Consider the following 13,995-nt stretch of genomic DNA (forward strand, 5'->3'; position numbering starts at 1 on the left):
GTTCTCTCATTTATTGATATTGCAGTATAAATAAAAAGGATTTTGAACGTGAATACAAAAACCGATTCAAAAGAGGCTAACCCAAAAGAGGTTAATCTTAAACAAAGTAAACTCGCTCCCAAAATAGCTAGTTTATTTATGAGTATTGCTTTTTCAGCCATAGGAACGGGTTTGTTTAGTTTGGTTGCAAGCTTACTTGGCAACGTGAATGTAACCGAAAAAACAGTTGGCAGTGTGTGGGTTTTACTGACCACATTTTTTGTTATTTTAAATGTATTTGGTGTCATTATTTGGCATAAACCGAAATGGTTAATTACTGCTATAAATAATGTGCTTAGGTTTGCTAAAGAGCGCAAAACAGCATTTTTTAGCGCCGTGCTAATGTTGATATTAATTATAGCAGGCTATTGTTTTTTTCTTTCCTTACCACAGCCAATTAGTTACAAAGCAACTCACTCTACACCTGCTGTTACCACTTTATCTGATGTTTTAAACCCTGAACCGCTTTATATTGATTTTACTCCCGTTTTAGATGATGTAGAAAACACGGATGCAGTGTCTTACTCTGTGGCCAAGCTTGCGCTTGTTGGCAAAGTGATTCCCACAGGTATAAAAGTCACGCCTGAGCTAATTGGACAGTGGTCTTGGAATAGTGAAAGCCAGCTTAAATTTATCCCAAAACAAGATTGGTCAGCAGGGCAAGAATATAAGGTACGTTTTGATTCATCTATTTTTAAAAGTGATATACATCTAAGCGATAATGAGCATGTATTTAAAACTCCCGATTTTGAACTAACGCTTAGCTCACTCGCTTTTTATCAAGATCCTAACGTTAAAAAAAGTCACAAGGTGATTGCAACATTAAAAGCGACTCACCCAACAGATATAAGCACCATAAAAAATAATTTAAAGCTGACTCAATCGCTTGAGCAAGATGGCAAAAACGAACTAGCACAATACAAATTTGATGTTACTTACGACAAGCATCAACGAGAGATTTACATTACTTCAGAGCAAATACGTATTCAAGATACCGAAAGCTATCTGTATTTTGTTCTTAATAGCGGTGTAAAGCCGGTTATGGGTCCTTCTCAAACAACAGTAGAGATTAAAGACGCCGTGTTGATCCCAAGTGTAAATAGCTTTTTTAGAGTAAATACTGCCAATGTGTTGATGGTAAAAAATACGCAAGGGGAGCCCGAACAAACACTTGTTTTAGACTTCACAGATGATATTTCATCGCAAGATGTGGTTAGTAAAACAGTTGCTTACGTATTACCGACTAAAGATTCAAAAGGTAATTATAAGTACTTCGGTAGTCCACGAGAGGTTACTGATGCAGTGCTTAAGCAATCTCAAAAAGTTAAGTTAAATGCGATTCCTACCGCGCAAGATACCGCTAAGTTACACAGTTTTACGTTTGACGCCCCTCAAAACCAGCAAGTTTATATCGCGATTGATAAGGGATTGAAGTCGACGGGTGAGTTTAGGATGGTGAATAAATACGACACTATTTTAGATACGCCGGCTTATCCGACACAAGTAAATATTATGTCTAAAGGGTCTATATTATCAAAAAATGGCGATCATAAATTGTCATTTTTGACCCGCGGTGTAAACGCACTTCAAGTTAAAGTAGGTAGGGTAGAAGCCAATCAAATTAACCACCTTATAAGTCAAACCAGTGGTGATATTTCTAATCCAGAATTTAATAATTATTACTTTACAGAAGAAAACATAAGTTCAATTTTTACCAGACAAGTTAATTTAAAATCGGAGCACCCTAAAAAAGCGGTCTATTCATCTATTGATTTGAGTAGTAAGTATAATGAGTCAGTTGGTTTAGGCTTATTTTTTATAAATGCTCAAGCGTTAAATACAGAAGATAATTACGTATATGGACCCCAAGAAAAACGACTTATCCTTATTACTGATTTAGGTATTTTGGTAAAAAATAATGCAGATGGATCTCGCGATATATTTGTCCAATCTATTGAAACAGGAAAACCGGTAGCAAAAGCGAAGGTGTCGTTATTGGGTAAAAACGGATTAGTTATTTTAAATGCTAAAACAGATTCTGACGGGCACGCATTTTTCGACAACACAACGTGGTTTACTGATGATCAAACTCCCGTTGCTTTTGTAGTCGAAACTAAAAGTGACATGTCTTTTATTCCTTATAATCGCTATGCTCGAATGGTTAACTACTCTCGGTTTGATACCGGCGGTGTAAGTTCTGGGCTCAGTGGTAGTAATAAAATAGATGCGTTTGTTTTTTCTGACCGTGGAATTTATCGACCAGGCGATAGTGTTAAACTTGCCACGATTGTGAAGCAACAAAACTTTGCAAAACTGGGCGATATACCGCTTGAACTTATAATTACCGATCCTAAAGGGACAACTGTTTATAATAAACGAGTGAGCTTAGATAAGTATGGATTGCTTGATTTTGACTTTAAAACACAAAATAGCGCCAATACCGGAACGTATTATGTATCGGTTCAACTTATTAAAAATAATAATAGCCGCGACCAATTAGGCAGTACTCAGTTTAAAGTTGAAGAGTTTGTACCCGATAGATTGAAAATTAGTAGTCAATTTTCTCAATCATCTGCAAAGGGGTGGGTAAACAGCTCAAAATTTAAAGCATTGGTGAGCCTTCAAAACTTATTTGGTACACCTGCTCAAAATAGACGTGTTACTGCTGATTTACATTTATCTCCAGCTGGTTTTTACTTTAATGAATACAAAGATTATGTGTTTTCTGATCCCCACAGTGAAGGAAAAAATATTAGACACAGTTATGAATCATTAACCGAAACCAAAACTGATGAACAAGGCAAGGCAGAATTTGATATTGACTTAACTCGCTATGAGGCAGGTACTTATCAGTTAAATTTTGCAGTACAAGGGTATGAAGAAGGCGGTGGTAAAAGTGTTCGTGCAAGCAGCTCGGTGCTTGTTTCACCCGTTGAGCAGTTAGTTGGTTATAAAGCCGATGGCGATTTAAGCTACATATCAAAAGAGTCAAAACGTGTTGTAAAATTTATTAATATTAATTCAGAAACTGAGCAAGTAGCTCGTGATGATTTATCGCTAAATTTAATAGAACAACAATATGTATCTACGTTGGTGCAACAAAATAACGGCACTTATAAGTACCAATCGGTTAGAAAAAACAAACAGGTATCAAGCAATCCGTTTTACATTAAACAAGATGGCGCAAACTACGAATTACCCACTGCTGAACCAGGTGATTACTTAATAGAACTCGTTGATGGAAAAGGGAATACCGTTAGTAGGGTATCATTTACGATAACCGGCACGGGTAACTTAGCGGGTAAGCTTGAAAAGAATGCTGAACTGCAAGTTCAATTAAATAAACCGGATTACAAACCGGGCGAAACAATTGAAATAAGTATTGTAGCGCCTTATGTTGGCTCGGGTTTAATTACAATTGAAACTAATAAAGTACACGCTTTTAAATGGTTTGAGAGTAAAACAACAAGTAGCATACAAACCATAACGTTACCTCAAGGGATAGAAGGCAATGCGTATGTTAATGTTTCATTTGTTCGAAGCCTTGAATCGAAAGAAATATTTACAAGCCCATTAAGCTACGCAGTTAAACCATTTGCGATTGATCGTAGTAAACGCGCAATAGATTTTGACGTAAACATACCTGATAAAGTAAAACCAGGTGACGATTTAGTCATTTCATATAGTGCCAAATCACCTTCACGTGTTCTGTTATTTGCTGTAGATGAAGGTATTTTACAAGTGGCGAATTATCGGACGCCAAAGCCGTTAAATCACTTCTTACAAAAACGTGCTTTAGAAGTCAGTACCATGCAAATTGTTGATCTTATTTTACCTGAATTTAAACTAGTGCAAGAGCTTGCAGCTGCGGGTGGTGGTTATGCAGAATCAATGGCAATGAACCGCAAGAGCAAGCAACTTAACCCGTTTTCTCGTAAGGTACAAAAACCAGTCGCATTTTGGTCTGGTATTTTATCGGCTGATGCTAAAACGAAAAAACATACGTTTACTATCCCAGATACTTTTGCAGGTCAGGTACGTGTAATTGCTATTGCCGTAAATGACGAGGGTGTTGGTGTTAAAGAAAGTACAACACTTGTGAAAGGGCCCTTTGTATTAACTCCTAATGTATTAACGACAGCAGCACCAGGCGATGAGTTTAATATTGTACTTGGTATTGCTAATGGCGTTGAGGATTCAGGTAAACAACTGCCAATTACGGTAGAAGCGCTTACTTCAAGCAACATTGAAATAATAAGCGATAAAAAATTAACGCTAAATATTGATGAAAAATCAGAAGACACATTAACGTTTAGAGTGAAAGTGCTTGATAAGCTTGGCGCTGCATCAATTACATTTACTGCGTTATCGGGTGACAATGTTAGCCAACGCACGGCAACGTTAAGTGTGCGCCCTGCGGTTGCATTTGTTAGTAGCTTTGAAAGTGGCTTTAGTGAATCAGGTAAAAAAGAAATAGTGGTTTCGAGACAGCTATATCCTAACTTATCACAAAATAATATTACCGCTTCACAAAGCCCGTTAGCGCTTGTTGATGGTCTTATTAGTTATTTAGATAACTTTCCTCATATGTGTACCGAGCAAGTAGTGAGTAGTGTGTTTCCGGTGCTGAGTTATTTAGAACACCCAAGTTATATGGGCAATGTATCTTATAAACATGAGCGTATAAACAACTTAATAGATACCCTTCGTCAACGTCAGTTACCTGATGGCAGATTTATGTTATGGCCGGGTAATTCTAGTGCATCTATTTATTCTTCTCTTTATGTTATGCATTTTTTATTAGATGCAAAAGAAGCGGGCGTAGCAATACCTTATGATATGTGGAACAGTGGTTTTGAAGGTGTGCGCAGTATAGCGAGCGGAACTTTAGAGACGAATGACAGAAACCGCGCTTATGCTATTTATTTGCTAACACGACAAGGTGAGGTAACAACTAATTACTTATCTGATTTAGAAAAAAGTGTAAATGCGAGTAATAGCAAAGTATGGCAACAAGATATAACGTCCGCGTTTATGGGCGCAACTTATCAGCTATTACGTGCAAGCGATAAAGCGCAAGCACTGATCAATAGCTATAAAATTGGGCAAGATACCCAGCACGATAATTGGGGCGCTTACGACTCACGTTTAGCTCACGACGGACAGTATATTTATTTGTTATCAAAACATTTTCCTGCTCGCTTAAAGCAGTTAACTAAAGATGATTTGTTTAATGTCGTTGACCCTATTTTTAAAGGAGACTACAACACGTTGTCGTCTGCTTGGTCTGTACTTGCTATGACGGCATACTCAAAAGTTGCGTTATCACAAGCCCAGCCTGAAGATGTAAAAATAATGGCAACAACGACAATGGCAGAAAAAGAGGCATTAGACATAACCTATACACCTTATCCTAAAGCCTCGTTTTTAAATGACGTTAAAACGCTTGATGTATTAGCGCCACCTCGCTCATTTTACATGATGAGCCAAGCTGGTTTTGATACAAACGTGCCACAAAAGTCATTAAGTAATGGTTTAGAAGTTGTCAGAGAATACCAAGACGATAAAGGTAATGTGATAACCACCGCTGTTCAAGGTCAAGAACTAAACGTTGTATTACGAGTGCGTAGTACAACGGGTAAAAATATTTCGGATGTTGCTGTTATTGATTTACTACCTGGTGGGTTTGAAGTACTCAGAGACAGCGTTCGCAATAGTTATAATCGCTGGACCTCTGATTATAAAGATATACGAGAGGATCGCGTTATATTGTATGGCAGCTTTGGCGATAGCATGACTGAGCTTACTTACAAGATTAAGGCTACTACATCTGGCAGCTTTGTAGTGCCATCGGCTTATGCTGAATCTATGTATGATTTAAGTATTAAAGCGCACTCAAAATCGGGTCGTTTTGATGTTACCGCCGCTAAATAAAAAGTTTAGTTTTATAATGAAAACGGCTTTTTTTACAACAGCACTGCTTGCAGTGCTGTTGTATTTGTTTACTCCAAAGCCTGATATTACCCAGCCCAATGCTTACTCAACGGCTTTTTACGATAGCAGTGATAAATTACTTCGTTTAAATTTAGCCGCAGACGATAGATATAGATTATGGACGCCAATAGATAAAATTCCTTTGAGCGTTCAACAAGCTACTTTATTGTATGAAGACCAAGACTTTTATGAGCATATTGGTATCGATTTTATTGCTTTAATAAATGCGTTTTATACTAGCTATATTAAAAGAAGTCACCGAGTCGGTGCGTCAACAATAACAATGCAAGTAGCCCGGTTGCACTTTGGGATGAACACGCATGTTATTTTTGGAAAAGTAGAACAAATACTTCGAGCGTTACAAATTGAGAGACACTACAGTAAAAACCAAATACTCGAGGCGTATTTTAACTTAGCGCCTTATGGATCAAATATTGAAGGTGTTGGTGCAGCCAGTTTAATTTATTTTAAGAAACCAGCTATTGATCTTAATTTACCTGAGTCATTATTACTTAGCTTAATCCCGCAAAACCCAACCAAACGAAATCCCATTAAAAAATCGGCTAAACTGGTATTGCTAGAAACAAGAAAAAAACTGTTTACTCGTTGGCTTGAAACCCACCCAGACGATAAACATTGGCTAGCAGCTATGCAATTACCGATAAAGGTATATGCCTCTTCAGACTTGCCTTTTGAAGCTCCACATTTTATTGACAATTTACAAAGCGAGTACCCGCACCTAAAGCCTGGAGAATATAAAACGTCGATAGGCCTTAATTTACAAAACTTACTTCAGCGCCATGCAAGAAATTACATTAATCGCAGGCATAGAGACGGGCTCAGTAATACGTCTGCTATTTTACTAAATTATAAAACTATGGAAGTAGTTGCTGAATTAGGCTCTGTGGATTTTTTTAATAATGACATTAGCGGTCAAGTAAATGGTGTAAGAGCTAAACGTTCACCAGGTTCAACCCTTAAACCATTTATTTATGCGCTTGCTATAGACGAAGGGTTAATTCATCCATTAACGCTTGTAAAAGATGCCCCCAAACGCTTTGGAGGATATACACCAGAGAATTACGATCAGCAGTTTTTAGGGCCTATATCGGCTACTGAATCGCTAGTGCTGAGCCGTAATGTGCCTGCTGTTAATTTGATGTATCGCTTACAAAAAGTTGGGCTATACGATTTACTCGTTGCAGCCGATGTTAAAAAGCTTCAGCCCAAAGAGTTTTATGGTTTAGCGCTTGCGCTGGGCGGCAGTGAAGTAACGATGCTAGAGCTCGTTAAGTTATACGCTATGTTAGCTAATTTAGGGGTGTATAAGGATGAAGTTATATTAAAAAAAGACGCCACTGTTATTAACCAAAACAACCCAAATAATCAAAACAATCATATCAAGCAACTCATCAGCCCAGAGGCAGCCTACCTGACTTTACAAATGCTAAGTAAAAATAGTGCAGTTGATGAAATTTCATTTCAAAAAGAAAGAAGACAATCATATCCTGTATATTGGAAAACAGGTACTTCATTTGCTTTTCGCGATGCATGGTCAGTAGGTATTGTTGGTCCGTATGTTTTAGCTACATGGGTCGGTAATTTCTCAGGAGAAGGGCACCCATCGTTTATTGGGCGACAAGCAGCCGCGCCTTTATTTTTTGAAATAATACGTTCATTAGATAGTTACGGCTTAATCAAAGGCAATATAAAACCAGGTGGTTTAAATATTACAGAAGTAGATATTTGTTCAACAACAGGTGATTTACCTGATGTGCATTGCCCTAAAACAGAAAAAGGGCTTTTTATTCCAGGTAAGTCGCCAATTAAAGTGTCCGATGTACATCGTGAAATTTATATTGATAAAGTATCGGGATTACGTGCTTGTCAGTATGTTGAATCTACAACTACAAAGGCAGTTTATGAATTTTGGCCATCTGACTTAGTCAGATTATTTAAACAAGCAGGCATTGTTAAACGCCAGCCTCCACCTTATTTAGATTCATGCTTAATTAATGACACGAGTACACGAGGCTCAGCACCGAGTATTACATCCCCGAGTAATTTAATTAGCTACACGATAAGAGCCAGTAAATTGAAGCAAGAAGGCCTGCCTTTTAGCGCAATCACAGATACAGACTCACGTATTTTATATTGGTTTGTAGATAACAGCTTTGTTGGTAAAGTAGAGCGAGATACGCCTTTTTTCTGGCACCCGCAAGTAGGCGAATTTGACGTAAGAGTGGTTGATAATTTAGGGCGTAGCGCATCAGTTTCAATGCGTGTAAAGCTCGTTCAGTGATACGTAAATAAGCTAAAGAGCTAGTTATCGGGTATTAAACAATTAGATTGGCGTTTATAAACTGTATTTAGCGTTTAGACTACTTTAAATTAATACTTACATTGCCATTGGGTTTACAGCAGCACAGGAGTATTTCGCCTTCGCGCACAAACGCAAGTGGCTCTTCGTTATATTCAACACTACCTGACACTAACGTTGCTCTACAGGCGCCGCAGTAACCTTCGCGGCATTGGAATGCAACGTCTATTTTCATGGATTCTAAGCACTGTAGAAGAGAAGGGCAGCCAGCGGTAAATTCTATACACTGGCTGTTTTCTGCAAGCGTTATGCTTGCAGTAGACTTGTCACTCATTATAAATCAAAATCACCAAATTCTGATGCATCAACTTGAGAGTCTATTTGACCAACAAGGTATGAGCTAATTTCTGCTTCTTGAGGCGCTACTTGCACGTTATCAGACACTAACCACGAGTTTATCCATGGGATAGGGTTACTGTTATTTTCAAATTGTGCTGGCAAGCCAATGGCAGTCATACGTGCATTAGTAATGTATTCAACGTACTGACATAAAATATGTTTATTTAAGCCAATCATTGAACCATCTTTAAATAAATACTCAGCCCACTCTTTTTCTTGCTCTGCAGCATCAACAAACATTTTAATCGCTTCGTCGCGGCATTGGGCTGCAACAATCGCCATTTCTGGGTCATCTTTACCGTCTTGCATAATGTTTAAAATATGCTGAGTACCCGAAAGGTGAAGTGCTTCATCGCGTGCAATTAGCTTGATGATTTTAGCGTTACCTTCCATTAGCTCGCGCTCAGCAAACGCAAACGAACATGCAAAGCTTACGTAAAAGCGAATTGCTTCAAGAATATTTACAGACATCATTGCAAGGTAAAGCTTCTTTTTAAGCTCAAATAAATTAATGATAACTGTTTTACCGTTAATCTCGTGTTTGCCTTCACCGTATAAGTTGTAAAGCGAAACAGAGTTAATTAAGTCATCGTAGTATTTAGTTACGGCATCAGCACGTTCGCTAATTTTATCGTTGCTAACAATGTCATCAAAAATAAGCTCAGGTGCTTGTGTTACGTTACGGATAATATGTGTGTATGAGCGGCTGTGAATTGTTTCACTGAACGCCCATGTTTCTATCCATGTTTCAAGCTCTGGTAGCGATACGATTGGAAGTAGAGCCACGTTTGGCGAACGACCTTGTACACTATCAAGCAGTGTTTGGTATTTTAAGTTGCTTAAAAATATATGCTTTTCGTGATCTGGTAATGCTTGAAAGTCTAAACGGTCTTTACTTACATCTACTTCCTCAGGACGCCAAAAGAAAGACAGTTGCTTTTCAATTAACTTTTCAAAAATTGGGTATTTTTGTTGGTCGTAACGAGATACGTTTACAGTTTGGCCAAAAAACATTGGCTCTTGCATTTGGTTATTATGGTTTCGGCTAAAAGTAGTATAAGACATGTTTATCACTCAAAAAACTATCAGAAAAAGCGGGCTAAATGCCCGCTTAAAATAAAAATCAGCAGTTATATTTTACACGCGCCGCCTTCACAATCGTCATCTTCCACTTCTGGAGCATCTTCTTGTGAATCTGAGGCGCCATCGCGAGTATTGTGGTAATACAAGGTTTTAACACCTAGTTTGTACGCGCTTAGTAAGTCTTTTAATAAGACTTGCATAGGTACTTTACCGCCTTCGAACTTGTTTGGATCATAATTTGTATTTGCAGAAATTGTTTGGTCAACAAATTTTTGCATTATGCCAACAAGCTGCAAGTAACCATCGTTTGATGGAATGTCCCATAGTAACTCGTACTGATCTTTTAAACGCTCATACTCAGGAACAACTTGTTTTAAAATACCGTCTTTACTTGCTTTAACGCTAATATGTCCACGTGGTGGCTCGATACCGTTAGTTGCATTAGAGATTTGCGACGATGTTTCTGATGGCATTAATGCACTTAGTGTTGAGTTACGCATACCGTGCTCTTTAATATTTGCACGTAGTGTATCCCAGTCAAGATGAAGTGGCTCATCACAAATTTTATCTAAATCACGTTTGTACGTATCTGTTGGCATAATGCCTTGAGAGTACGTTGTTTCGTTAAACTTAGGACATGCGCCACGCTCTTTAGCAAGCTCGTTTGATGCCTTCATTAAGTAATATTGAATAGCTTCAAAGGTTTTATGTGTTAATGCATTTGCGCTACCATCTGAATAACGCTTACCGTTTTTAGCTAGGTAGTAAGCGTAGTTAATTACGCCTATACCTAACGTTCGACGACCCATAGTTGCATTTTTAGCCGCCGGTACAGGGTAGTCTTGGAAATCAAGTAAGTTATCAAGTGCGCGTACTGCAAGTTCAGCTAGCTCTTCAAGCTCATCAAGTGATTCTATTGCACCTAAGTTAAACGCAGACAGTGTACAAAGGGCAATTTCGCCTTCTTCGTCATTTACGTTGTTAAGTGGCTTAGTTGGCAATGCAATTTCTAAACATAAGTTAGATTGGCGAATTGGCGCAACTTTAGAAATGAATGGGCTGTGTGTATTACAGTGATCAACATTTTGTAAATAAATACGACCTGTACTTGCACGTTCTTGCGCAAACATAGAGAAAAGCTCAATGGCTTTAATACGTTTTTTACGAATAGACTCGTCTTGTTCGTATTTTACGTAAAGTGCGTCAAACTCAGCTTGGTCTTCAAAAAATGCATCGTAAAGGCCAGGCACATCTGATGGGCTAAATAATGTAATGTAGTCATCTTTAATTAAACGAGAATACATTAGTTTATTAAACTGTACGCCGTAATCAAGGTGACGAACGCGGTTGTCGTCTACACCACGGTTATTTTTAAGTACAAGTAGGTTCTCTACTTCTAGATGCCAAAGCGGGTAGAACAAAGTTGCAGCGCCGCCGCGTACACCACCTTGCGAACAACTTTTAACGGCTGTTTGAAAGTGCTTATAAAAAGGAATACAACCTGTATGGTACGCTTCGCCGTTACGAATATGGCTACCTAAAGCACGAATTCGACCAGCGTTAATACCAATACCTGCGCGTTGTGATACGTATTTAACGATTGCAGACGATGTAGCGTTAATTGAATCAAGGCTGTCGCCACATTCAATTAATACACACGAGCTAAACTGGCGAGTAGGCGTACGTACACCTGACATAATTGGCGTTGGTAGAGATATTTTAAATAATGATACCGCGTCGTAAAAACGTTTGATGTAATCAGTACGTGTTTCACGTGGGTAGTCTGAAAATAAGCTTGCTGCTACTAAAATATATAAAAACTGTGCACTTTCGTATATTTCACCCGATACACGGTTTTGAACGAGGTACTTGCCTTCAAGCTGTTTTACAGCTGCGTAGCTAAAGTTAAGATCGCGAGAATGATCAAGGTATGCATCAAGCTCGTCTAATTCTTGCTCTGTGTAATCTACTAATAAGTGAGCATCGTAGCGTTTATCGCCAACCATTTTTGTTACGTGGTCAAATAAACGTGGTGGTTCAAATTGACCATACGCTTTTTTACGTAAATGGAATACAGCTAAACGTGCAGCTAAGTATTGATAATCAGGCGATTCTTTTGAAATCTGATCCGCTGCTGCTTTAATGATGGTTTCGTGGATGTCTTTGGTACGAATACCGTCGTAAAACTGAATGTGCGATTTTAATTCAACTTGCGAAACCGAAACGTTATTTAAACCTTCGGCGGCCCATTCAATAACGCGATGGATCTTATCCAGATCAAGTGGCTCTTTGCGCCCGTCACGTTTGCTTACAGATAACTGTTGGTTCATTTGCCTGTATTCCTTGGGAATTATGTATTTTGACCAATGCTTTATACCTCGCCGAAGCAAGGTACATACTCATTTATTATAGGTTTCACCGTATTGGCGAATTTAATTGAATAACATTTGGCCACAATATCTGGTGTTGTTCAATTTAGAGATCACAAGATAGTGTGGTCTGAGTTGTTTTGCAAGGGACATAATTGCCCCTATTTGTGGATAACTTTGGGATAACGCATTTGTGTTAGTAGACACTCACCTTCGAACAATCATTTAAGTTGAAATATGCAAAAATCAACTAATGATCTGCTAAATTTACGCATTTTAAAAATAAATTTTGACTGCTTTTTTTATCAGCAAGCTTTGTGTGAAAACTAACACAATCACAATATATAGTGTTTAATAATTAACATGACACTATATATGGTTAAAACCGTCAATTGGACTTAGCCAGTTAAAATTGGCTTCCCAAGCTATCGCTTCATCTTTACTTGGGATGTAACCCCAAAGAGCCGTTGCGGTATGCATACCTGCCGCTTTGCCTGCTTGTATGTCTCGCTGCGCATCACCAATGTATAAACAGCGCTTTGGTTCTACTTGCATGAGCTTTGCACAGTGTAGCAGTGGTAAAGGTGATGGCTTAGCTTCAGTTAAGGTGTCGCCACTTATTACTACACTGGCATTTTTCAATGCGGGAATAGCTGCCACTAAAGGATCGGTTAAAAAGCCAGGCTTATTAGTCATGATCCCCCATTTGATCTTTTTCTGATCAAGGGTGATAAGTAACGATTCAACACCGCTGAAGCAATGCGTGTGCTTTGCTATGTTTGCAGCGTACTCGTTAACTAATTGCTTTATAAGCTCGCTTTGGTGTTGTTTGTCCCATAATTCTTTAAAACCAGCCTCTAATAATGCGCCTGCGCCGTTAGATGCCGCGGGACGGTATATATCACTACTAACAGGTTCTATTTCATTGCTAATAAGGACTGCGTTTAAAGCGGCACCTAAATCATCAGCGGTGTCGAGTAGGGTGCCGTCTAAATCAAATAAAAATGCATCGTACTCTATAAGGGGGTGGGGGGCTTGAGAGTTAGCCATTAAGCTAACTTCTCAAAATAAAGTATGTAATTTACGCTAACGTCACTATTGAGCGTATATTGCTTTGATAGTGGGTTATAAGAAAGCCCTGTACTTGCACGGACTTTTAAACCGGCTCGCTCTGCCCATGCAATAAGCTGTGCAGGTTTTATAAACTTTTTATGGTCGTGTGTACCTTCAGGTACCATTTTTAAAAGTTTTTCAGCGCCAACAATGGCGTATAAATATGCTTTAGGTGTTTTGTTAAGGGTTGAAAAAAACACATCCGCGCCTGGTTTGGCAAGTGCGGCTACAGCATGAATGATAGAAGCTGGGTCGGGTACGTGCTCAAGCATTTCCATACAGGTTATTACATCAAAGCGCTCTGGGTTTTGCAAAGCAAACTCTTCTGCCGGTACTTTTATGTAATCTACATTTACGCCTGTCTCTAAACTATGCAATTTAGCAACAGTTAACGGCTCTTGACCCATGTCGATACCGGTTACTTTTGCGCCCATGCGTGCCATGCTTTGGCTTAAAATACCGCCACCACAGCCAACGTCGAGTGTTTCTTTATCGAATAAGCCTTGCGTTTTGTTTGCTATAAAGTCTAGTCGTAACGGGTTAATTTCGTGAAGAGGTTTGAATTCTCCGTCTAGGTCCCACCAACGCTCAGCGATGGCTTCAAATTTTGCTATTTCTGCGTGATCTACATTTTGATGTTCGGTCATAAAATACTTCCTCGTCAATCTGAGGCCATTA

General features: G+C 38.7%; 7 protein-coding genes. 2 read left to right on the forward strand and 5 right to left on the reverse strand.

Annotated elements, in window-relative coordinates; genetic code table 11:
* The first annotated feature begins 48 nt into the window (after positions 1-48).
* The gene (locus WNY79_RS07975; protein WP_342875590.1) at positions 49-5,973 is read left to right on the forward strand and encodes an alpha-2-macroglobulin; all 5,925 of its coding nucleotides are present in this window, start codon (positions 49-51) and stop codon (positions 5,971-5,973) included.
* 16 nt (positions 5,974-5,989) lie between these two features.
* Complete coding sequence (gene pbpC, locus WNY79_RS07980; protein WP_231616734.1) at positions 5,990-8,335, forward strand: penicillin-binding protein 1C; 2,346 nt, start codon at positions 5,990-5,992, stop codon at positions 8,333-8,335.
* A 79-nt stretch (positions 8,336-8,414) separates the two neighbouring features.
* On the opposite strand, the gene yfaE is transcribed toward pbpC, so the two are convergent.
* The 5 genes from yfaE to ubiG all read right to left on the reverse strand — a co-directional run bounded on the left by yfaE (position 8,415) and on the right by ubiG (position 13,964).
* Positions 8,415-8,687, reverse strand: a complete 273-nt coding sequence (gene yfaE / locus WNY79_RS07985; protein WP_007583035.1) for a class I ribonucleotide reductase maintenance protein YfaE — start codon at positions 8,685-8,687, stop codon at positions 8,415-8,417.
* Positions 8,687-9,817 carry a class Ia ribonucleoside-diphosphate reductase subunit beta gene (gene nrdB / locus WNY79_RS07990; protein ID WP_002961159.1) on the reverse strand — a complete coding sequence of 377 codons (1,131 nt, stop codon included), beginning with the start codon at positions 9,815-9,817 and terminating at the stop codon, positions 8,687-8,689. The genes yfaE and nrdB overlap by 1 nt, the downstream gene beginning before the upstream one ends.
* Positions 9,818-9,882: 65 nt before the next feature.
* The gene (gene nrdA / locus WNY79_RS07995) at positions 9,883-12,165 is read right to left on the reverse strand and encodes a class 1a ribonucleoside-diphosphate reductase subunit alpha (protein WP_024600256.1); all 2,283 of its coding nucleotides are present in this window, start codon (positions 12,163-12,165) and stop codon (positions 9,883-9,885) included.
* 408 nt (positions 12,166-12,573) lie between these two features.
* A complete protein-coding gene (locus WNY79_RS08000) occupies positions 12,574-13,254 on the reverse strand; it encodes an HAD-IA family hydrolase (RefSeq protein ID WP_342875591.1) in 681 nt (226 codons plus the stop codon).
* Complete coding sequence (gene ubiG / locus WNY79_RS08005; protein WP_342875592.1) at positions 13,254-13,964, reverse strand: bifunctional 2-polyprenyl-6-hydroxyphenol methylase/3-demethylubiquinol 3-O-methyltransferase UbiG; 711 nt, start codon at positions 13,962-13,964, stop codon at positions 13,254-13,256. Before ubiG ends, WNY79_RS08000 begins: the two co-directional genes overlap by 1 nt.
* Positions 13,965-13,995 lie beyond the last annotated feature (31 nt).

The sequence above is a fragment of the Pseudoalteromonas sp. AS84 genome, assembly GCF_038900255.1.
Lineage (GTDB): Bacteria > Pseudomonadota > Gammaproteobacteria > Enterobacterales > Alteromonadaceae > Pseudoalteromonas.

Bases quoted from the DNA above. Each gene is read 5' to 3' on its own strand.
- nrdA (WP_024600256.1), bottom strand. From the start codon at position 12,165: ATGAACCAACAGTTATCTGTAAGCAAACGTGACGGGCGCAAAGAGCCA.
- nrdB (WP_002961159.1), bottom strand. From the start codon at position 9,817: ATGTCTTATACTACTTTTAGCCGAAACCATAATAACCAAATGCAAGAG.
- WNY79_RS08000 (WP_342875591.1), bottom strand. From the start codon at position 13,254: ATGGCTAACTCTCAAGCCCCCCACCCCCTTATAGAGTACGATGCATTT.
- ubiG (WP_342875592.1), bottom strand. From the start codon at position 13,964: ATGACCGAACATCAAAATGTAGATCACGCAGAAATAGCAAAATTTGAA.
- pbpC (WP_231616734.1), top strand. From the start codon at position 5,990: ATGAAAACGGCTTTTTTTACAACAGCACTGCTTGCAGTGCTGTTGTAT.
- yfaE (WP_007583035.1), bottom strand. From the start codon at position 8,687: ATGAGTGACAAGTCTACTGCAAGCATAACGCTTGCAGAAAACAGCCAG.